This is a genomic window from Steroidobacteraceae bacterium (assembly GCA_041395505.1).
GTDB lineage: Bacteria > Pseudomonadota > Gammaproteobacteria > Steroidobacterales > Steroidobacteraceae > JAWLAG01.
In genome coordinates, this window is sequence record JAWLAG010000002.1 from 394809 (window position 1) to 417771 (window position 22963).

Annotated in this window: 12 protein-coding genes; 9 read left to right on the forward strand and 3 right to left on the reverse strand. The window is 63.7% G+C overall.

Features of this window, described 5'->3' with window-relative positions:
- Window positions 1–15: 15 nt before the first annotated feature.
- Window positions 16–7389 (reverse strand): multicopper oxidase domain-containing protein, encoded by a 7374-nt coding sequence (locus R3E77_14575; protein MEZ5500634.1) that lies wholly within the window; start codon window positions 7387–7389, stop codon window positions 16–18.
- Between the two features lie 348 nt (window positions 7390–7737).
- Between R3E77_14575 and R3E77_14580 the strand changes: the two genes are divergently transcribed.
- The 6 genes from R3E77_14580 to R3E77_14605 all read left to right on the forward strand — a co-directional run bounded on the left by R3E77_14580 (window position 7738) and on the right by R3E77_14605 (window position 13516).
- On the forward strand, window positions 7738–8358 hold the full coding sequence (locus R3E77_14580; GenBank protein MEZ5500635.1) for an SCO family protein: 621 nt from the start codon (window positions 7738–7740) through the stop codon (window positions 8356–8358).
- On the forward strand, window positions 8337–9989 hold the full coding sequence (locus R3E77_14585; protein ID MEZ5500636.1) for a c-type cytochrome: 1653 nt from the start codon (window positions 8337–8339) through the stop codon (window positions 9987–9989). The genes R3E77_14580 and R3E77_14585 overlap by 22 nt, the downstream gene beginning before the upstream one ends.
- 110 nt (window positions 9990–10099) lie before the next feature.
- Entirely contained in the window at window positions 10100–11194 is a 1095-nt protein-coding gene (locus R3E77_14590) for a hypothetical protein (protein ID MEZ5500637.1), read from the forward strand.
- A 29-nt stretch (window positions 11195–11223) separates the two neighbouring features.
- Window positions 11224–11643: a hypothetical protein gene (locus R3E77_14595; protein ID MEZ5500638.1), complete on the forward strand. Its 420-nt coding sequence runs from the start codon at window positions 11224–11226 to the stop codon at window positions 11641–11643.
- Complete coding sequence (locus tag R3E77_14600; GenBank protein ID MEZ5500639.1) at window positions 11631–13118, forward strand: ATP-binding protein; 1488 nt, start codon at window positions 11631–11633, stop codon at window positions 13116–13118. Before R3E77_14595 ends, R3E77_14600 begins: the two co-directional genes overlap by 13 nt.
- Window positions 13115–13516, forward strand: a complete 402-nt coding sequence (locus tag R3E77_14605; protein MEZ5500640.1) for a response regulator — start codon at window positions 13115–13117, stop codon at window positions 13514–13516. The genes R3E77_14600 and R3E77_14605 overlap by 4 nt, the downstream gene beginning before the upstream one ends.
- 21 nt (window positions 13517–13537) lie before the next feature.
- On the opposite strand, the gene R3E77_14610 is transcribed toward R3E77_14605, so the two are convergent.
- Both R3E77_14610 and R3E77_14615 read right to left on the reverse strand, forming a co-directional pair.
- Complete coding sequence (locus R3E77_14610; GenBank protein ID MEZ5500641.1) at window positions 13538–17368, reverse strand: heme lyase CcmF/NrfE family subunit; 3831 nt, start codon at window positions 17366–17368, stop codon at window positions 13538–13540.
- 18 nt (window positions 17369–17386) lie between these two features.
- Window positions 17387–18703, reverse strand: coding sequence for an NAD(P)-binding domain-containing protein (locus R3E77_14615; protein ID MEZ5500642.1), 1317 nt, complete (start codon window positions 18701–18703; stop codon window positions 17387–17389).
- Between the two features lie 251 nt (window positions 18704–18954).
- Between R3E77_14615 and R3E77_14620 the strand changes: the two genes are divergently transcribed.
- Genes R3E77_14620 through R3E77_14630 form a run of 3 tightly spaced genes read left to right on the forward strand, consistent with a single transcriptional unit; the run spans window position 18955 to window position 22958 of the window.
- Window positions 18955–20250: a hypothetical protein gene (locus R3E77_14620; GenBank protein MEZ5500643.1), complete on the forward strand. Its 1296-nt coding sequence runs from the start codon at window positions 18955–18957 to the stop codon at window positions 20248–20250.
- A 22-nt stretch (window positions 20251–20272) separates the two neighbouring features.
- Window positions 20273–21370 carry a hypothetical protein gene (locus R3E77_14625; protein ID MEZ5500644.1) on the forward strand — a complete coding sequence of 366 codons (1098 nt, stop codon included), beginning with the start codon at window positions 20273–20275 and terminating at the stop codon, window positions 21368–21370.
- A 49-nt stretch (window positions 21371–21419) separates the two neighbouring features.
- A complete protein-coding gene (locus R3E77_14630; protein ID MEZ5500645.1) occupies window positions 21420–22958 on the forward strand; it encodes a cytochrome c3 family protein in 1539 nt (512 codons plus the stop codon).
- Window positions 22959–22963: the final 5 nt, after the last annotated feature.

Sequence of the window (22963 nt, forward strand, 5' to 3'; positions counted from 1 at the left end):
TTGCCTCCAGGTCCTTTACGGGGCGACGACGCGAATCTCGGTCATCATGCCGCCAAAGTCTTCCTCGCCGTTGCTCAGTTCGTTGAGATTGGTCGAGTACAGGATCCACGTCGTGCCGACCGCGGCGCCTGCCGGGATATCGACCAGCACGTCCACGGCCTCACCGCCACCCAGGGTGATCGAATTGGTCGTGTAGTACAGATCGTCCTCGCCGGGTCCGCGCAGAATGTGAGCGCCCGTACCCACGACCTTCATCGGCAGTCCCGTGGTCGCCAGCGTGTAGAACTGGGTCACGTTGAGATTGCTGATTCGAAGCAGCACACGGTCGCCCGCCCGTGCTTCGACCAGCGCGCTCACCGGCTGCGACGAAGTCGTGGCATTGCGAACACCCGAGGTCGCCTTGTCGCCGTCCGTGACCGGGTCAATCGGGTTCGGGTTGACCGTATCCGGATAACCGCGGCCATTCAGCATCGGGTAATCGTCATGCATGTCGGCAAACGGCAGTGGTTGCACGGCCAGGTGCTCGTCATGGAAGTTCGAATCCATCGAGCCGATCTGGATCGGCACTTCGACGTCATAGCCCGTGGAGCCGTCGCCGTCGTTGTACACGAACTTGCTGTAGCTGCCATCGCCGAACACGGTGCCGCCCGCGGCCAACGCGTTCTGCTTCGGCCGCACGTACAGGCTGCCCAGCATGCCCATCTGCATGTGCTCCGCCGCCTCGACGTGGCAGTGGTACATGAAGGTGCCCGGCTCCACGATGTTGTAGTAGTAGGTGAACGTGAACCCGCCGTTGATGGCGATGCTGCTCTCCGGCACACCGTCGAACACGCTCGCCGCATTCGGGAAGCCATGGAAGTGCACGGTATGCGGATCGAACAGGTCCGGCCGCATGATCGTGCCCACGTTGGTGAGCGACAGGTAGACCTCGTCACCCTCGTCGAACGCGAGCGTCGGTGCCGGGAAGTTGGCGTTGAGCAGACCCTCGGCTATGGCTTCGTTTTCCGGCACGCCGGTCACGTCGTTGAAGCCGAAGGTGTAGATCTCGCGGCCGTCAGCCATGCGGATGAAGCCATCGCCCGCGGCCAGGTGGCGGCAGACGATGCCCGGCGTGTCGCTGATGCCATCGCCATTGGTATCGCCCTTGCACTGCACATAGGCCGTGGTTGCCGGCGCGGTGCCGGAGGCTGCACCCGCAATCACCGGTACCGCAGCGACCGTGAAGTCGCCAGGTGCACCGGTACCCGATGCCACCACCGTGACGGTATCGCCCGTGACCCAGGCGGGCCCGCCGGTCACGACGATCGTCCATGTGCCGCCGCCGACGGTCGTGCTGCCGACCAATTCGTTGGCGCCATCGCGGGTCACGGTGATGGTTCGGCCATTGATGCTGCCGAGACCCGAGATCTCCCAGCGTCCGCCGCCACCCGAGGCAGCGAAGTACTCGGCACGGGTCACCGCGAGTTCACGATTGAGCGTGACCGTTCCCACATCGCTGTAGGCCGTATCGCCGAGGATGGCACCGATCACACGTGGCGCGCCGACGCGGAATTGGAAGGTCGGCGTGCCGACATAGTTCGGAGCCGGCTGGTAGCTGAAGGAGCCATCCTGCGCCAGCGTCACCGTGCCGCCCTCGTTCAGATTGCCAACGAGCTCGGCGCTCGGCGAACCGAAGAAGATCGCCGGCAGGGCAGGATAGCCACTCAAGACGCCAGGGGCCGGCTGCGACAGTCCACCGTTGCTGGTCACGTCGAAGCTCTGGTTGGCCGGCGTCGGCAACACCTGCCCGTCGGACACGATCAGCGCGAATGTCTGGCGCGCCCGATTGGCGGTGTTGTTCGTGCCCGTATACGCCGTGACACGCAACAGATAGGTACCACCCTGGCTCGACGTTGGCGTCCAGGTGAGCAATCCACTCGTGCTGCCAATCGACACACCGGCGGGTAGTGCGAGCGTCCCCCCGAAGAGATTGACACGCTCGACGATATAAGTGATGGGCGGCGGATAGCCGTTCGGATCGGCCGCGATCACCTGGTACTGGAATGGGACGCCGAAGTAGGTATTGCAGGTCGGTGTGCCGAAGATTGTCGCGCAGCCTTGCGGCACGGACAGGATCTGCGGCGGCGCCGGCGTCGCGTTGGCCACGGCCGGCGCTTCGTCTGCACCGATGTCCGCGCGCATCGTGACGCCATTGCCGGCTGTACCGTCAACGGGACGCGAGTCGCCGTCGTAGTCGCGCACCAGCGCGGCACCCAGGCTCAGGTTGCTGTTGGTGCCGTTGCCACCCGCCCCGAGATTCGGGTCGATGGCCGACGAACCGGCCTCGAGGTGGTAATTTCCCACCGGCGCGAGCGGCCCGTGCCAGGCACTGACGAAGTTGCCGCCTTCGTCCGTCGCCGCGGCCGCGACCAGCGGCACATCGAAACTCGCTGCGTTGAACGGGAACGTGGCCGTGCTGGTGTTGCCGTTATAGAACGGCTCGCGCAGCAGCGCGTCCTCGCTGGACAGCGGCACGCGCGGGTTGTTCGACGGATAGCCGTTATTCGACGGATTCTGGGTGAGGATGTTGTACTCCGCATCGAGCCGTGCACCGCCGCCGGCACCGAGCACCGCGAGATCGGACACACCGTTCGGCACGACAATCAGGCCCGGTCCCGGCGGAATGTTGCCGTTCCAGTACTGCTGGCGGTTGCCCAGGATGATGTTGTTGCGGATGCGCGCATTGGAGAAATCGGTATTGACTCCGGGCAACGCCGCAAGGTCGGCGCTATGCGCCCGCGACACGATACCGGCGGGCTGTGGATCCGACACATTCGGATCCGCATTGGTGAACGCCGCTGATGCAGCCGCGATGCTGTCGTTGTTCACGATCGTGTTGTTGACGATGTTGACAGCCAGTGCGTCCTGCAGGGAGACCGCTCCCGCCAGTGCCGCGACGTTGTTGGTGATGATGTTGTTGAAGATATCGATGCGATCCCAGCTGGAGGCGTTGGGCGAGTTGGCGACATCCTGGCCGTTGACCCAGCGCAGCGCGATACCGCCACCGTCGCCGGCGCCGGCCTGGTTGCCCTGGATACGATTCGCATTGATGCGAACCGAGCCCGACCCGGTGCTGACATTGACCACGGCACCGGCCGCCGCCTCGTGACCGGCGACAAAAATGCCGCCGCCTGAACCGCCGCGCGATTGCGCGGTCTGGTCATAGGACTGGTTGATGAGCACCTGGTTGTGCTCGATGACGCCGCCGGGGCTGCGCCCATAGTGGGCGATACCGGCACCATCACCTTGCGTGAAGTTGCCGACGATGTAGTTGTCGGTGACGCGATAATTGTCGCTCCCCTGGTACAGCGCCACGCCGCCGCCATGATCGAAGGTCGAGCTGTTGCTCGCGATCTTGTTGTGGTGGATGTTGACGTTGCTGTTATAGGCGCTGACCAACTGGCCGTTGCCATCCACCAGGTTCGGGTGACCGATGCGCACGCCACCGGCAGACAGACCCTGGTTGTTCGACACCACGTTGTTGCTGATGACGAGATTGCTCGTATAGCCATTGACGAGCACGCCCGCCGCATAGTCCGAGCTCATGAACGTGAAACCATCGACCCGCGCCGGGGCGCTGCCGAACACACCTGAGCGCGGTGCGATCAGGACGCCGGCGTTTTCCTCGGTCGCAAACAGTCCACTGCCGGGCAGTCCATTGCAGAGATTGGTGCCACCGCCGATATTGTTAGGCTGTCCCGGAAGCAAGCCGATCTCGCCAGTGCAGTTGGCGCGGTTGTGCACATCGCGCTGCCAGGCGAGGAAATTGGCGTAATTGACGTTGCGGCCGGAGTTGATGATGACCGACGGCGCACCCCAGCCCTGCAGTTGCACAGGCTTGGTCACGATCAGGCCACCGTAGTAGAGGCCGGGCGGAACGAGCACGATGCCACCGGGGCCCGCGGCGTCGATCTGCGCCTGGATATCCTGAACAGTGCCGCCCGGTGCGACCGCGCGCACGGCGGCCGGGTTGCCGACGATGACCGTTACACCGGTCACCGTGGAGAGCTGGGAGTCGGTGCGCTGGATCATCAGCTGACCGGTCGTCGCACCCGCCGGTATCGTCACGGAGATTTCATTGGCATCCCAGGCACCAACCAGGGCGAGTGGCTGGCCGTTCAATGTGACCGTACCGCCGCTGCCGAAGCCGTAATCACGCGGCTCGGTCGCGGGACGCGCAAGCGCCGGATTCGGTACCTGGATCGTGCCGAGCGCGCGCAATGTCAGCGTGGTCGCAACGCCAGTTGGCACGAAGGGTCCGCCACCGACGCCGTTGGCGGCTGCGCTGGCGGAATAGATAACCGGCGTACCGCTCGGATAGTTCGTATCGATCTGCCACTCTTCGGCCGTCGTGAACGCGGCCACCGGCAGCACTGGCGTATCGAGATAGGTCGTGGTCGCCGGCGAGAAGTTCAAGGTGTAGCAGCCCTGCGAGAAGCGCGGATCGAAATACGGATCCGGAATCTGCATGCTGGGGTCGGCCGGATTCGGCATCGTCGGCGCATTCAGGCAGACCTGCACCATATTGGGCGACACGCCCGTGGGCATCGGCGCATTGATGCGATAGGTCGAGGGAACGAGACCGTTGTATCGGCCATAGCGATCGGTGTACAGGCGATTGACTTCGTTGCCCGCATAGTCACGGATCGAGATCGGGATATAGGCCGGCGGCTGCTTCTCGCCGAAAGCCGGCGAATTCGGGTTGGCCGTCGAGCCGATGTCGTTGGTCGAATTGCCCTGGATGTGGCCCGCGAGCGGCACCAGGGTGTACATGAAGAAGTCCGCCGCGGCGTTCTTGCCGTCGGTCACGAGGACTTGCTTGAAGTTACAGAACGGCCGGTCGCCGGTGTAACGTGCATCGATCGGGACGCCCGGGAACAGCTCGAGCTCGCCGGGAACATTGTTCCAATCCTGGTTTGGCGTTACGCCATCGACCTGCAATCCAGGTACATGGGTCGGATCGCCAACACAGACCGGCGGCAGCGCCTGGGGCCGGATGGTATCGCCGAAGTCCACGTTCTTGCTCTGCTCGGTCTGGTGCAAATAGCCATCCGGCGTATTGGCTTCGATGACATAGGTGCCGGGGTTCAGGTGCAAGCTGGTGAACGGCTCACCGAAGGCATAGCCACCGTCGAAGACCGCGGGGCGGACCTGGGTCCAGTTGCGCAGACCGTCATAGCAGGGGCCATCGCCCAGCAGGGTGTCGTTGACGCAGTCCGTCGGCAGGTTATCGTCCCAGCTGTCGGTGTGGGTCACTTCAAGGGCATCGCCCTGGCTGAAGGCAACGCCATTGCCGCTACGCACTTCGTCCTCGGGGCCGCGCGCAATGCCTGTGGGGCAGAGCGTGGTGTCGGCGACTGAGTCCGGATCCGACCAGCAGAACGGATAGTTATCGACGTCCGCGAGCTGGATGCCCGCGATGCCATTGATGTCCTGGATATTGCCACTGGCGTCCGCCGAGTACAGGTTGACCTGCACGCGCGGAATGCCAGGCTCCCAGGTCTCCGGCGCGGCGAAGCGCGGATCGTTCTCCGCACGCGTCACCTGGTAGTACACAACGCCGGTGATACCGCCGTTCTTGCCCGGCGCATAGGCCTTCTTGCCCCATTCAAAGGTGTGATTCGTGCCCGAGAAGGACTGGAAGCCCTCGAGCAAGGGCGGCGCGTCGACCTGCTCGCAATTGGCCGCGCCACCGCAGGAGCCGGTGGTCTCGATGCGCGGTGGCTGGGTGTTGCCGAGGGGACCGCCCTCGTCGACGGTAACCCGCACGCTCGACGCATCGAAACGCGCGAAATCGACTTCAGCGACTTCCCAGCTGAAGAACGGGAACAGCTCCTCGATCGGCAGGTAGCCGTCGACGTCGGTCGCCGAGGCGAAATTGATGCTGCCATCGCGGAAACGGATGTTGATGGCCTGCTCGGGGATACCGGGTTCATCGGCGTCTCGTACGCCGTTGCCATTGAGATCGTTGAACACGAAGTGCTCTTGATCGGCAAACCAGTTGGGCGCCTGAATTTCGAGATCGGTTACGTTGGCACCATCGACAACAGCGGTTGCGAAAGTGATGATCAAATCGAGGTACTGATCCCATACCACAACCTGGTAGGTACCATCGGGCACGTTCGGGATGGTGAACGTGCCGTCACCGCTCGCACTGCATTTGCCGACGTAGACACCTTCGCCGGTGGCTGAATCGTTGAGACCAATCCAGCAGGCGCTGACCGGATCGCCCGGATAAAGCTGACGGGCTATGGTCGGGTCGAGCCCGGGCCGCGCGATGCGCTGCGTGACGACGTTGCCGGAAATGCTGTGTGTGCCGGAGAGATTGTTGAATTCCTTGACGAAGCCGAAGAAGGCATGCGCGAACGTCGGGCCGAACTCGACAGCGATCGTCGGCTCACCCGAACGCAACCAGACATCGATGCCCGGCGTGCCTTCGATGGTCGTCGTCTGCTTCCAACCCTGGCCCGCGGGCGGCACCACCTGGATGCCGTATTTGCCGGGTGCGAGATTCTGGATCAGCACTTCACCCACTTTCAGGCGATTGGGGTTCAAAACCGGGTCATCGACCTCGGCTGCAGTCATGGTGTGGATCGTGCCATCGCCCAGTCGATTGATGCAGGGCGCCGCATCGTCATCCAGCCATTCACCATTGGGGCACAGGACATAGACCGTGCCGAGCGGATTGCCGAAGGCGTCGGTGACCATCGGACCGCCACCGGCGTCATAAATGAATACGGCAAAACCGCCGAGGCCCGGCTCGGTCGCGTCGGGCGAGTTGTTGATGGGATTGCGGTCATCGAACACATAGACCCGGGCCTGGGCGGGTGGAATGGGTTGCGGGGTGAGTACCACGCGCACCGCGAGCGCCGCATCGGCGGCCGCGCCGATCGGGAAACGTACGGGAGCACCGGACATGGTGTAGCAGACAGCGCCGGTCGTGGTGCAGGTCGAATCCGCGGGACGATTGGGAAGTACGCTCAGGTAGTAGCGCTTGCCCGGGTCGACATCGGGAATTGCGAAGGATGGACCGGCCGATTCACCGCTGCGCGACAGGGGCATGTAGCTCTTGTGAAACGTAAACGTCGCGGTATCGATCTGCGCGCCCGAAATCGGCGGTGTTGCCGACGGACTGATCGGCGCAACGGGATTGGCCGGATCGATCTCGTGCGTGACGTCTTCTTCGAGCACCCAGCGAACGCCCAGCGCGGGATCGAAATCATTCGTCGGATTGGTGACCGTGACGTTGACGGTAGCCGCGTTGAGCGTCGATGCAGACGCGATGGCAACAAGCGCTGCCATGATCATGCTGCATCGTCGCAAGGCAAAACCCAGTGTTTGGTAGTGCATCTTCTTCGTCCCCTAGCACGGCAAAGCTGTGCAATCGTTAGCGACCCACAAGATGGCCGCGTGCGCAGTTGCGCTCAGGCATAAACCTAGCCTGAATGACTACGAAAGGAACTCGGGCTCAACCCCTAGCGCGTGAGGCGCAACACCCTGTAGGGCCGTGGGGTAAAGTCGGTAGTTGACTTGCGGCGAGCAACATTACGTCAAGTATTGCAGGCGACCGTCAGCAGAATCTGCTTGCGAGGTAGCACAACACTGTAGATCGCATTGCGCGCCCAAGCCCATGGGAAAATCACCGTCCATGCGGCGACAATTACCCCGTCGCCGGATGAGGCATTCGAGGGATAAGACATGCGCTACCTGGCCCGCGCGCAAAGAACATCACGCGACCTGATCGCCTGCCTCGCCCTGTGCGTTGCGGCGAGCGTTGCGGCAGCCGATGGCATGGAGGATCACGCTGCGCATCACGCCATGATGGCCCACCCCACACCCACTTCGACCTCGCGTGTGAGCTACGACGTTCCCGCCGTCAGCCTGCGCGACGAAACAGGTGAGGAAGTCGATCTCAGACAGCTGCTGGCCGAAGGGCGTCCGATCGCGCTCAACTTTATCTTCACGACCTGCACCACGATCTGTCCGGTCATGACAGCGACCATGCTGCAATTTGGGCGCGCGGTTGCCGACGATCCGCATCGGCCCGTGATGGTGTCGATCTCGATCGATCCGAGCTACGATTCCTCCGATGTACTCAAAGCCTACGCCGCCCGATACGGCGCCGAATGGACATTTCTGACAGGCTCCAGCGCCGACGTGCTGCGCGTACTCAGGGTGTTCGATGCCTACCGTGGCAGCAAGGTCAACCACTTTGCCCTGACCTTGCTCCGACCGAGCGGCGCACACGAGTGGACTCGTGTCGAAGGACTGACGTCGGCCAAGGAGCTGGCGAGCATTTGGCAGGACATCAGTTCCTGACGGCAGCCCGACCGAATCGACCTGCGCGTCGCCAGGCGCTGATCGGCACCTCACTGCTGGCGATTGCGGCGACGCTCGCCACAGCGACAACCGTTGACAGTCCTGAGCGGCTCGGCAAGCGAATCTATCGCCAGGCGATCGCTGTCGACGGTGGACCCGTGCGGGCCATCGTACAGGGCGATGTCTCACTGCCGGCAGGCGCGGGTGCCTGCGCCAGTTGCCATCGGCGCAGCGGCATCGGCATTGCCGAGGGTGGCTATTCGCGTTCTCTCAATCTGACGTCTCCTGCATTGTTCGCGCCCAACAAGCGCCCGCCCCTGCGGCCGGCCTATGACAAGTCGACACTCCTGCGTGCTGTGGTCGCCGGCATCGCCGCCGATGGGCGCGCACTCGATCCGCTGATGCCGAGATACCAGCTGACTGCAACCGATGCCGATGCACTATTTGCCTATCTGCAGACGCTGGGACGGAGCCCCGCACCCGGCGTAACCGACGAGGAAATTGAACTGGCGACCGTCATTGCCGACAGCGCAAGCGCAGAGGAGCGCCTCGCTGTGGAAAAAGTCACGGCGCAATATGTCGCGCTCAAGAATGGCGGCTCGCGGCGCGAAGCCGATCGCGCGGCGGCTGCCCAGCATGCCTATGGCCAAAGCCGGGACCGTGCTTTCCGGCACTGGAATTTCCGCATCTGGCGCCTGCACGGCCCGGCAAGCACCTGGCGCGAGCAGCTCGACGCCTATTACGAGGCGAATCCGCCCTTTGCCTTGCTGTCCGGCGCCGCCGGAGATGATTGGGCGGGCGTGCATGAATTCTGTGAAGCGCGGGAGATCCCTTGCATCCTGCCGCTGGCCGATGCCCCGGAGGGCCATCGCAGGGATTTTTATCCACTGTACTTCTCGCGCGGCGTGGCGCTCGAAGCCGAAGTGACGGCGGCCCACGCCAGTGCTCGACTGTCGCAGATGCAAGAAACCTTGCTGGTATATGTCGATGATGCTCGCGGCAGGGCCGCGTTGGGCGCTTTCAAGGAGCGCTGGCCAACTGCGCAACAGGCGTCGCTCGTCGTACGATCGATCGCCCCAGGTCGAGTCGTGACAGCGAAACAATGGCGCGATTGGCTTCGTGCCGGCGTTTCGCAGCAGGTCGTTGCCTGGGTCGACCCTGAATCCCTCGCGGCGCTCGCCATCGCCAGTCCGGGCTACACGCTCCACGACATCTACACCACCGCAGCCTTCACGCGCTGGGATCACGATCTGCCCGATTCGCTGCTACCGCTCATACGTCACGTGCACCCCTATAGTCTGCCGGGTTCAGACACACGCGCTTTTCCACGCGAAGTGATGTGGCTGCGTCGCTACGGCTTGAGCCACCTCGCAGCGGTTCCGGCCGGCAAGGTGCTGTTCGCCTGCCATGTGGTCGGCGAAGCACTGGCCGACATGGAGAGCAATTTCTACCGCGACTACCTGCTCGAGACACTGGAACACACGCTCGACGGCACCCAGATGACGACGGTCTACCCGATCACGACCCTGGGGCCCGACCAGCGCACGCTGGCGCGCGGTGCCTTCGTGGTGGGCGTGAGCCTTGCGGCGGGGAACCCGCAGGTGGGCCGTCGCGAATGGATCGAGCCCTGAACCGGGCGCCGTCAGCTGACATAAAACCGCTGGAAAGCGGCACCCTGCACTGGTGGTAAACCACCACTCGCCGCACAATGCGGCGGGATTGCCGTTCTTGGGACCTCGTCATGCCGTTCTCGCGGACTCACTTTTTGCACCTTGCCGCGGTGCTTGGATTGCTCGTGGCGCTGCCGGTTGCTGCTGCCGACCATCAACACGCGATGGGGCAGTTGCTGTTTTTCCCCAGCATTGAATTGCGCGACAACGGCGCCGCGGGTGAGGCCGGCTTCGAGACCTCCGATGCTGTCGCGAGCGTCGACATTCTGGGAAGTGCCGGTTTCGGCAAATTCCGCGTGCTCGGGGAATTCGTCGCCTCGACCGATGAATCCGACCTCGAGCGCTTCCAGATCGGATGGGAACCCCTGCCCGACACCCTGATCTGGATCGGGCGTTTCCATCAGCCGGCAAGCTTCTGGAATTCCGATCACCACCACGGCCAGTTCCTGCAGACCGCGATTACCCGGCCCGCTGCCGAGCGCTGGGAAGACCTGGGCGGCATCATTCCCCAACATGTCGAAGGATTGATGATCGAGTCGCGCCGCGCGCTTCGAAACGAAGCGGGCCTGTTCATCGCATTCGCCGCGGGCATTTCGCCGCTGGTCGGCGATCTCGCGTTGCAGCCTGCGGAGATCATCCAGAACCGCACCGGGCCCGACCTGGCGGCCTATGCGGCGCGCATCGACTACCTGCCCCATCAATTGGGCGAGAACCGGCTGTCGCTGTCGGTCGCGCATAACGAAGTCGGAAAGACCGGCGATCTCATTGCGAGCACTGCATTCGACCATATCGATCAATGGTTGTACGGCGCCAGCGTGAACTGGAATGTCGGCGATCTGCGCATTCTTGGCACCCTGTACTGGCTCGACACGGTCTTGGTCGATGCTGTGGACCCGCGCCACGATGGTCTGCTTATTGGTTACCTCCAGATCGAAGCACCCATCAATGACCGCCTCGCCGCCTTTGCGCGCCACGAGCAGATGGGGCAGGCGCCGGACTCGCGCTATTTGCGACTGTTCCCGGATGTGGTCACGCGCCGCAGTGCCGCGGGCCTGCGTTTCGCCCTCAGCCGCCGCAATGCGCTGTCGCTCGAATTGGCCGATACCACGACCTTGCAGGACGATTTCTTCGAGGCGCGCCTGCAGTGGAGTGCGGCATTTCCGTAAGCGCGATGTCACGCCGAGCAACAATCCTATTGTTCGCGTTGGCCCTGGGCTGCGCGGTTAGCGCGGCCGACGGCCGGGAAGAGTATGTCCTGGTCACGCCGGTCTCGAGCAGGATCGAATCCGTCGATCCGATCGAGGTTCGCAAGCTGTTCCTTGGCCTGCCGGTCGCGCGCAACGGGCGCATCATTCGCGCCATTCGCCATACCGACGGTGGCCGCATGGACGAGGTGTTCCTGCAGAACGTCACGGCGATGTCCGAGCGGGCCTATGACCATCGCCTGCTGACACTCGGCATGCAACAGGGGCGCCTGCGCCCGCTCGAGGTGAAGTCGCGCGAAGAATTGCTGAAAGCACTGCGCGATTTTCCGCATTCGATCGCCTTTGCCCGGCGCAGCGATGTCGGCAACATCGACTCGCTGCGCATCCTGCGGGTCATATGGAAAAACTGACCGGAACATTGCGCGGCCGGATCGCCCTGGCCGTGATCCTCGTGCATGCCGTGCTGCTGCCGGCGCTGTACCTGAGCCTGTCATACATCCTGACGCGAAGTCACACCAGCCTGTTCGTGAGCCAGGTGCGCACCTTCGCGCGCCTGGTCGCCGATGAGTTCGAACTGGGTGACGCGTTGCAATCCGACGTGCGCTCGATCAGCCTGCTCGACAGCGTGATACTGAGCGGCGAAGGGGTCTATGCCACGCTCGTTGTCGGTGACCAGCAGCTGCGCAGCTCGGTGGGCACCCTGCAGCTCGAGCACCCGCCCGCCGACGACTTCCAGTTCGGCGCGGGCGGCGACTCGACCTATTTCCTCACCGTACCGATCGAACGACCACCTTTGTCGGCAACGCTGCACCTCGGATTCGACGAAACACTGACTGCCGCCGAAATTGCCACGTCGAAGACCCGGGTATTGCTCGCGATGGCCGTGTATTTCACGCTGCTGCTCACCTTCGGCATCTATCTCGCGACACGTCTGTCACGTCCGCTGCAGGTGCTCGCACTGGCATCGCGCCGGGTCGCATCGGGCGAAACATCGCTGCCGCTCGCAACCGATTCGACTTTCGTCGAGGTACGCGATCTGGCGCACGATCTCGAACGCATGCGCCAGCAGCTCGTGGGTGTCAATGAGCGGCTGCGCGGCGAAATCGATCGGCGCGCGCGCCTCGAGGCCGAGCGGCTCGCGCTCGAGCGTCAGCTGCGTCACAAGAAGAATCTCGAGACCATCGGCACATTGGCAGGTGGCATCGCCCACGAGATCAACAATACGCTCGTTCCGATCCAGCTCTTTACCGAAACCGCGCGAGACGACACGGCAGCCGACAGCCAGGCGCGCAGGGACCTCGATCGGGTCCTGCAGGCCACCGGCCGTGCGAAACGCATCGTGCGCGAGATACTCACCTTCAGCAGGCAACTCGATGAAGAGGTGCTGACACCGATAGATATCGCACCGGTCGTGCGGGATGCCTTGCACGTATTCGAGGCCCTCATTGCTCCAAACATCGAGCTCGCTGTCGATATCCCGGTGCGATGCCCACCGATCCGTGCCCAGGATACGTTGATCACGCAAGTGGTGATGAACCTTTGCAGCAATGCCTACCAGGCAATGCAACCCGACGGCGGCCGGCTCGCGGTGTCGCTCGGCACCGCTCCGGCGGATTCGCAGGCGCCGCAGGGCTGGCTGCGGCTCGCGATTTCAGACAGCGGTCATGGCATGGACAAACAGGTCGCCGAACGCATTTTCGAGCCTTTCTTCACGACACGCGAGGTGGGCGAAGGCACCGGGCTCGGCCTGTCCGTCGTGCACGGTATCGCCACCAGTTTGAATGCCAGCATCGATGTTGACAGCGAACCGGGACAGGGCACGACCATCACACTGTCATTTCCGATCGCCGCAGGCGACAATGAACCAAGCAGCGGAGCATCATGATGCCATCGGTACTCATCGTAGACGACGAACCCGACGTTCGCGACGCCATCAAGCGTGTGCTCGAACGATCGAATTTCACGATCACCGTCGCGTCGGGCTTTGACGCCGGCGTCAGCGCCCTGCGCGAATCGAGCTTCGATGTGCTCGTGACCGACATCATCATGCCGAAGGGCAATGGCGTCGAACTCATTCGCGTTGCGCGAGAATTGCAACCGTCCCTGCGAGTGGTGGCCATTTCGGGTGGCGGCAACTTCGGACCGAGCGCCTACAAACCCGGGGCGATCACCACCACGGCCTATCTCGCGGCAGCAAAGAAAAGCGGCGCTGACGTCGTGCTCACCAAGCCGTTCGCAAGCGAGGAATTACTCGCCGCACTGGGCGGCAACGCGAAACACTAGGCCTGGCCCGGACGTCGCGGTTCAGGACCCGAGCACGGCGAGCAGCTGGCTCAGCCCGCGTTCCTTCGCGACATCCACCACGGTGGCGCGATCCTTGTTGCGGATGCTGCGCGATGCGCCGCCCTCGACCAGCAGCTTCGCGGCGGCCACGTGGCCGCGACGCACGGCGATCATCAACGCCGTGTCGCCATGGGTATTCTGCGCATCGATCCGCGCGCGAGCCGCGAGCAACGACTTGATGACGGCAACATCGGCCGCTTCCGCCGCAGCGATGAGCGGCGTATTGCCGCGATCATTGCTGGCATTGACGTTGGCGCCGGCCGCCAGCAAAGCGGCCACGACCTTGCCATCGCCATTGCCGGCTGCGGCCATCAGCGCCGTACTGCCATTGCGGTCGATGGCGTCGACCGAAGCACGAGCCGCCAGCAATTGAGCAACGAGATCGGCCCGGCCGGCACTCGCGGCATACCACAGCGCTGCCCGCCGGTCCTTGTCATTGGCATTGGGGTTCGCGCCCTTTTCGAGCAAGGCACGCACGGTATCGGCATCGCCCGAGCGCGTTGCGCACAGCAGCGCGGTTCCGCAGCTGTCGTGACGGCTCTCGACGTCCGCCCCGGCGGCGAGCGCCGTGCGCACCATCGCTGCATCACCACGCGATGCCGCCTGCACCAGCAATACGGGCTCATCCTTGCCGGTGCTGACACCGGCCCGCAGCAGCAGCTGCACCAGATCGACATTGCCGCTCGCGGCCACCTGGGTCAGCAACGACTGGCCGCTGGCGTTTGTTGCCGCAGCGTCGGCGCCGGACTTCAACAGCAAGTCGACGGCCTCGACGGAGCCTGCACGCGCCGCCAAATGGATGGCACGATCGCCCTGGGGCGTAGCGGCGTTGACCTTGCCGCCCTGCGCGAGCGACTGGCGCATCAACGCGACGTCGCCGCGACTCGCGGCCAGCTGCAGTGGCTCCCAGCCTTGGTACAGACGCCCAAGCCGCGCCGTGTCGAGATTGGTCGCGAGCGCATTGCTGCGACTGCCCTGCTTGGCAACTCCGCCGCGTGCGCGCAGCAGTTCCGCCGCCTCATCGCGCGATCTCTGGATCGCAATGTCGAGCGCCGTCCAGTCGCGCTTGTCGGTCGCATTGATCTTGGCGCCGGCGTCGAGAAGCAGGGTCAGCGACCCGGTGCGATTGGCCCAGGTCGCATAGGCGAGCGCATCGCGGCCCGCGCTGTCGCGCAGCTGCGGTTTCGCGCCCGCAGCGAGCAGCACGCCGAGCGCCGCCGGCTTGTCGGCTTCGGCTGCCAGCATGAGCGGCGTGGTTCCGAACTGATCCGCTGCATCGATGGGGAATTGCTTTTCGAGCAGCCAGCGGGTGCTGCGCTCGGCACCGGCCATGGCTGCCGCGTGCAGCAAGCCGCGACCGAAGCCGTCCTGGGTCGTAGCGAACTCGGCGGCCCCTACGGCATCGAGCCGACCACTGTCATCGTCTGCAGCCGCAAGCCGCGCGACGCCGAAGCGAAGTTCCCGCGCTGCATCGCGACCCGGCCACACGGCTGCCATGGGCAGGCGCTTGTCCTTGAGAGCGTCGATGGCCGGCTGGTATTTCGCATCGGCGGCCACTTGCACCAGCCGCCAGATTTCTTCGACCGAGGCCCCATCTTCCTGCGAAAGCATCCCCGCCAATGCGAATGCCGCAGCGCCATGGCGCTGCTCGGACGCTTTGCGCAACCACTCCTTTGCAAGCGCGTCATCCTCGGGCATGCCGAGTCCGTTCAACGCCGCGACGCCGAGCAGGTATTGTGCATCGGCCTCACCCGCCCTGGCTGGCGTCTCGAGCTGCTTCACGGCCGCGGCGAATTGCTTGGTCTGGATCGCAACGCGTGCGCTCTCGATGCCATCGGCGGCCGCTGCATTACCCACCAGTGCCACGCTTGCGGCGGCCGCGACGGCCGCCTGCCGCAATCGCCGGCCACTCAATGACAGCAATGCGCCTAGCGCCATCAGCAACGCCGACAACCACACGTAGCGCAATGCGGGCTTGTACTGGATCCGGAAACTCCAGGCATTTTCACCGAGCGGTTCACCAAGCGCGACGAACAGGTCGCGCGTGATGCCCGGCAATATGCCCGCCTCGGTCATGGGATTTTGTTGGACGCGATAAACCCGCTTCTCTGGTGTGAGGGTTGCGACCGCCTTGCCGTTCCTGGCGATGACGACATCCGCCTGCACGGCCTGGTAGTTGGGCCCGTCGTTGTTGCGCAGCGCCTTGAAGGTGAATTGATACCCCGCCACGGTCACCGAATCGCCGACGCCAAGCCGCGTATCCGATTCGGTGGAGAACGCCGCCACCACGGCAATCGCCACCGCAAAGCCGCCGACTCCAAGATGCGCCACGCACATGCCGAGATGCTCGCGCGTGAATGTCTGCCGCTCGCGCAGCCGCAGCACGATTTCGGCGAGCGCCGAAACCGCCACCGGCAGACCCGCAACCAGCAACAAGGTCGCGCGCCAGTCGAGGTGGCTGTACATGAACCACTGCGAGGTGAGCGCGAGGACGAGTACGATCGCGGCCACCAGCAGGATCCTGCGCACCGGCCGCAGGAAGTGCGGCCGTTTCCAGGCCGCGTGCATACCGACGCTGAGCAGCAGCAACATCGGCAGCATCGGCACCAGGAAGGTCGCATTGAAATAGGGCGGACCGACGCTCAACGCCTGACGGCCCAGCGCATCGGCGAACAGCGGTGCGAGCGTGCCGACGAAGACCACGCCCGTTGCGGCGAGCAGCAACATGTTGTTGAACAGCAGGAAGGACTCCCGCGACCACAGCGCGAAACCCGCCGTCGAGCGCAGCGACTTGGCGCGCAACGAATACATGACCAATGCGCCGCCTATATAGAAGAGCAGCAAGGCCAGGATGAAAACGCCGCGGCCCGGATCCGCCGCGAAGGAGTGCACCGATACGATGACCCCGGAGCGGACCAGGAAGGTGCCAAGGAGGCAAAGCGAGAAGGCAATGATCGACAGCAACAAGGTCCAGCTCTGGAACAGGCCACGCTTCTCTGTGACGATCAACGAATGGATCAATGCCGTGCCCACCAGCCAGGGCATGAAGGATGCGTTCTCGACGGCATCCCAGAACCACCAGCCGCCCCAGCCGAGCTCGTAATACGCCCACCAGCTGCCGAGCGTGATGCCAACCGTCAGGAAGATCCACGCGAGGTTCGCCCAGCGGCGGGTGGTACGCGCCCAGTCCGGATCGATGCGCCCGACGACCATGCCGGCAAATGCGAATGCGAAAGTAACGGAAAACCCGACGTAGCCCATGTAGAGCATCGGTGGATGCGCCGCGAGCGCGACGTCTTGCAGGAGTGGATTGAGGTCATTGCCATCCGCGGCCGCGGGCCATAGTCGCGCAAAGGGATTCGAGGTCAAGGCCGTGAACGCAAGAAAACCGACCGATACGGCGCCCAACACGCCATAGACGGGTTGGGTCAGATGGTTCGGTGTTTGCCGGCTGGTCGCGAGGACCGCAAGGCTCCAGATACTGAGCACCACGATCCACAGCAACAGCGATCCCTCATGCGCGCCCCAGGCCGCCGCCACGCGATAGAAGACGGGCAACGCACTATTGGCATTCTGCGCAACGTAAAGCACTGAAAAATCCAGCCTCACCAACAGGGCGATCAGGCAAGCGAAAGCCGCGAACACCAACAGGCACTGACCCACGAGGGCATTGCGGGTGATGAGGGCCCATTCGGGTCGCGGATTGCTGAGCGATGCGAACGCGGTCACCGATTGCACGAGAGCGAGCAGCAATGCCAATACCAGCGCGAGGCTACCGAGTTCTGCAAGCATGGTGACTCCGGAGTGATCTCAGGCGGTGCCGTACTTGGTTTCCACAGCGACGCCCATCGATTTCAGAAAATCGTTGGGCAGCACGCCACCTGCATTGACGATGACGGCGTCATTGCCCACCTTGAGGAGTTTGGAATTGTGCTCGATCACAACGGTATCGGCCTCGATGGAGCGCACATTCGACTTCAGAAGCACGGTGAGCTGCTTATTCTGCTCTGCCGCCGCCACACGCTGGCGGTTTTTCTGTTTCGCGCGCTGGAAAGCGTCGCCACGGTACGACAGTATGACGGGCTTGTCGTTGATTTCCGCGATGCTGGCGGCCGCCTCGAGCGCGCTGTCACCACCCCCCACGACCACCACGCGCTGGCCCTTGTACTGATCCGGATCGACCAGGCGATAGACGACCTTCGGCAAGTCCTCGCCGGGCACCCCCAGCTTGCGCGGCGTACCGCGCCGGCCGATGGCGAGCAGCACGGAGTTGGTTTCGTAACGTGTCTTGGAAGTCGTAATAATGAAAGTCTTGCGGGGCGTCTGCTCGACGCTCTTGACGTGCTCCTGATAGCGGATCGGCATGCGTACCTTGCGCTCGGTCTCCTGCCAGAAGCTGAGCAGGTCCTCCTTCGAGGTGGTCGTGATCTTGATGCGCCCGACGATGGGCAGCTCGGCGGGCTGGGTCATGACCAGCTTGCCGCGCGGGTACTGGAAAACGCAGCCGCCGAGCGATTCCTGCTCGAGCACGAGGTATTTCATCTTGAGCGACGTGGCCGTCAGCGCGGCGCCAAAACCGGCCGGCCCGGCGCCGATCACGATCAGGTCGGCAACTTTGGCATGCGGATTCTTGCGCAGGCGGTGAATGGCCTCGACCGCCTGTCGCCCCTGCGTCAACGCATTCTTGATGAGCCCCATGCCGCCGAGCTCGCCGGCGATGTAGATACCGGGGACGCTGGTCTCGAAAGTGGGCGAGACGACGGGAATGGTGACGCCGCGCGTCTCCGTACCAAACACGAGATCGATGGCATCGAGCGGACAGGCGATTTTGCAGGCGCCGTGCCCGATGCAGTCGGTCGGCGAAATCAGCTGCGCTTTGCCCTGCACGAGACCGAGCACCGTGTGTTCCGGCTGCTCGGGACAGGCGCGCACGCAGGCGCCGCAGCCGAGGCACTTGTTGGGATCAATGACCGGATGCAGCGAGACCGGTTCGGTCAGTCCGGCCTCGCGCGCTTCCTCGAGCACTTCGAGACTCGCGACATGCCGGGTCTTCGCGCGGCGATGAAACCACCACCACAGAAAAACCAGCGGCGCGACATAGACCGCCCATTGCCAATACTCCGCCATAACCCGAATTCGCCTCGAAACCGGACTTGCCGTTTAACAGATGCAGGCGCAATTTAGCCTGCCCTTGCGGCCTGTCGCTTGATCAATTTGCCGAAACGTGGCGGCTGTCGCCGGGAATGTGAGCTGTGACGCCTGTTTGGGGGCATTCCCTACTTGTTGGGGGCGCCCAAAACATAGACTCTGCACGCTCGGTTTAGTTTGCAAATCAGGAACTTACTGTCGCTTTTCGGCGACGGCAATGGAGCCCGCCTGTGAACCCAGTCTTCTGGACCATCGCTACCGTTCTGGTCGTCGCCGTGTGCGCCACCTTGATCGCTCCGGTGCTCTGGCGCGCGCCAACAGCTGACGAAGCCGCAGCCATCAAGAAGCGTCGACTGCTGATCGCACTCGCGATTGCCATCATCGTGCCCGTTGCCTCACTCGCCACCTATCGTTGGGTTGGCTCCTGGTCGCTGACGGGAGTCTCGGCGTCCGCGCAGGCCGCGGGCGCGCCACCTCACGCCGGCGCCATGGGCGACGGCGCGGCCGCGGGCGACATGACCCAGGCCATTGCCAATCTCGAGACGCGTTTGAGCGCGAGCCCACAGGATGCCGATGGCTGGGAGTTGCTGTCGCAGTCCTATGCATTCCAGCAACGCAGTGCTGCCGCAGAAGCCGCGCAGGCCCGTGCCGACGCCGTGCGTGCAGGTACCGAGGTCTCGCCGTGGAACGCCGAGGAATTCGGCGGTAGCCAGCGCAGCGACCAGGGTCTCGAGGCGCTGCGTGCCCGCGTGCGTGACAACCCGAACGACGCCGATTCCTGGGCCTTGCTCGCCGAGGGCTACCGGCAGCGACGCGATTTCACCAATTCGCTCGCTGCTTTCGAGCGCCTGGTGCAGTTGAAGGCCATGAACGCCGATCTGTGGGCCGACTATGCGGACGCAACGGCGGCTTCATCGGGCGGCCTCAATGCCGACAGTGCCCGCATGATCGACTCCGCGCTCGCGCTCGATCCCAATCACATGAAAGGCCTGTGGTTGAAGGGCAGTTGGCAGACGCGGCAGGACGATTACAAGGCGGCGGCCGCCACCTGGGAGAAAATGCTGGCAATGTTGCCGGCCGATGCCTCCGATGCCCGCATCATCCGCGCCAATCTCGACGAAGCCCGCGCGAAAATGACCGGCGCACCAACAGCCGCGGCACCCGCAGCTGCCAGGTCCGCCGGTATCAGCGGCGAGATCGAAATCGATGCCAGGTGGCGGGCCAAGGCGGCGCCCGGCGCGGTGCTCTACGTATTCGCAAAAGCCGAGGGCCAGCCCGGCCCGCCGCTCGCGGTGTTGCGCACGGCCGTGAAGTCCTGGCCGGTGACATTTCGTCTCGATGACAGTCAGGCCATGATGCCGACCCGCCGGCTCTCGCAGTTCCAGCGAGTCGTCGTCGAGGCGCGGATTTCCCAAAGTGGTTCCGCAGACCCGGCGCCCGGGGATCTCCGCGGACGCAGCAAGGTCATCGATCAGTCAGCCGCGAGCGCACCAGTTCGTGTCCTCATCAACGAAGAAGTCGGCTAGTCAGGCAAAGCGATAACAACAAATGAGCAGACCACAGAAAATCGTCGTCGCTGATCTCGAAGCGACCCCTCCGCGCAGCGCTCCGGCAGCGAAGCGTCCGCCGGTTGCGCAGCCCCGGCCCGCAGCGCCGGCGCGCAATCCGGCCCGCACGGCAACCGCACAGCGCGCGCCGAAACCTGCCGCGCCACCGCAGGCCGGAGCCACTCCTCCCAAGCCCAGGCCGCCAGCGCCGGCACCCGCAGCGGCCGAAGAGGACCATGTCGCACCGGTCGAATCGAAATTTCTCGCGCTGCTCCTGTCGGCCCGCTTCGGTTTCGGCCTCGCCGCCGTTGCCATCATCTTCGGCTTCTATTTCCCGACCGAGCGTTACCTCACGCCGGAGACAGGCGTTGGCTACTGGCTCGGCATCATCGGCGGCAGCAGCATGCTGCTGATCCTGCTCTACCCGCTGCGCAAGCGCTTCACCTGGCTGAAGGTCCTGGGCGGCATGAAAGTCTGGTTCCAGGGCCATATGCTGCTTGGCATCATCGGACCCCTGCTCATTCTGTATCACTCCAATTTCTCGCTCGGCGCCACCAACAGCAATGCGGCGCTGATCGCCATGCTCACCGTGGCCGGCAGCGGTTTCGTCGGTCGATACTTCTACACGCGCATCCACCACGGTTTGTATGGTCGCAAGACTTCGTTGGGCGAATTGCGCGTCGCAGCCGATGACCTCAAGCGCAAAGTGTCCGGATCAGCGCTGGTGCCGGACCTGCTCGAGAACCTCGACACGGCCGAGAAACGCATCCTCGCCTACAAGCCTGGCGCATTTTCGATTCTGACGCGCCCGTTCGCCATTCCACTGCGCATGTATCGCGAGCGCTGGTGGGTCACGCGCATCGTATTGCGCCAGATGCAACAGGCTGCGGTGCGCACACCGGCATTGAGCGCCCAGCACGAGCGATTCTCGCGCGCGCTGCGTCGCTACATCAACAACCGCCTCAAAGCAACGCGCGAGGTGGCCGAGTTCCAGACCTATGAGCGATTGTTCTCCCTCTGGCACATGATGCACGTCCCGCTGCTGTTCCTGTTGTTCATCGCCGGGATCGTGCACGTCATTGCGGTGCATGTTTATTGAGCGTGCCCGGGCACGCATGAAAGTGACTTCGTTGATCAGGAGGATTTGGTTGGTGATTGCCGTCGGCAGCATTGCAGGGCTCGCCCCCAGGGGGCAGGCCGCCAATGTCGAAACGCTGCTCATGCCGGGCAAGCTCGCGGCTGCCCATGCCAAATACGAAGCCGATTGCAGCAACTGCCACGACAAGACCGACCGCAGCCGCCAGACGGCGCTGTGCCTCGATTGCCACGACAAGGTCATGGACGACATCAAGGCGAAACGCGGTTTTCACGGCCGCCTCGCCGCCATCGAGACGGGTGCCTGTGCCGCCTGCCATAGCGAGCACCATGGCCGCGATGGCGATGTGCTCAATTTCAATCCCGCCACCTTCAATCACCAGCAGACCGACTTCAAGCTCGAAGGGGCACATCAGAGCGTGGCCTGCACCGCCTGCCACAAGAAAGGCAAACTCTATCGCGAAGCGTCATCGAGCTGCGGCAACTGCCACAAGGATGACGACCTGCACGATGGCCAGCTCGGCGCGAAGTGCGGCGACTGTCACAACAACTCGACCTGGGCCGCCGCCAAGTACGACCATGGCAAGACCAAATTCGCCCTGGTCGGCAAGCACAAGGACGTCGCCTGCAATGCCTGCCACCTCGGCGGCAAGTACAAGAATGCTCCGCTCTCGTGCATTTCCTGCCATCTGCCGGATGATGCGCATCGTGGCGATCGCGGCGAGAACTGCGCCGAATGCCACACGCCGAGCGGCTGGACCGTATCGAAATTCGACCACGCCAAGGAAACCGGTTTCGCGCTGCTCGGCCGTCATAATGTCATCGCCTGCAACGACTGCCACAAGACGGGTCGTATGGAGGACGAAATCCCCAACACCTGCATCGGCTGTCACGCGGCCGACGACTCGCATGCCGGACGCTTTGGCGAGAAGTGCAACGACTGCCACAACAACGACGGCTGGGCGAACATGGACTACGATCATCTGGCGCGGAACAAATTCGCGCTGGAAGGCGCCCACGCCAAACTCGATTGCCACGCCTGCCACACGACAGCCGTGGCCAAGGCGAAGCCCGGCAAGGAGTGCATCGACTGTCACCGCGCGACCGACCCGCACGGCGAAAAACTAGGCATTGCCTGCGACAGCTGCCACGGCACGAATGACTGGCACAGCGACATCGCCTTCGATCACGACCTGACCGAGTTTCCGCTCCTCGGCATGCACGTGGCCGTCAGCTGCGCGCAGTGCCATCGCACGCTCGAGTTCAAGGACGCGCCCCAGGAGTGCAACGGCTGCCATGCCGATCGCGACGTGCACAAGGGTGGCCTCGGCGAGGAATGCGCCAACTGTCACAACACCAATGGCTGGGAAATCTGGGATTTCGACCACGCCAAGGAAACAGGTTTCGCGTTGACCGGTGCGCACGGCAAGTTGAAATGCGCCGACTGTCACCGCCGACCTGCCGGTGAGGTGAAGCTCGCGCAGGACTGCGCGTCATGCCATCGCGACGACGATATTCATCTCGGCCAGTACGGCCGTCAATGCCAGCGCTGCCATACAACAATCACATTCAAGGGCGCTCGCATCCAGTGAGGGAC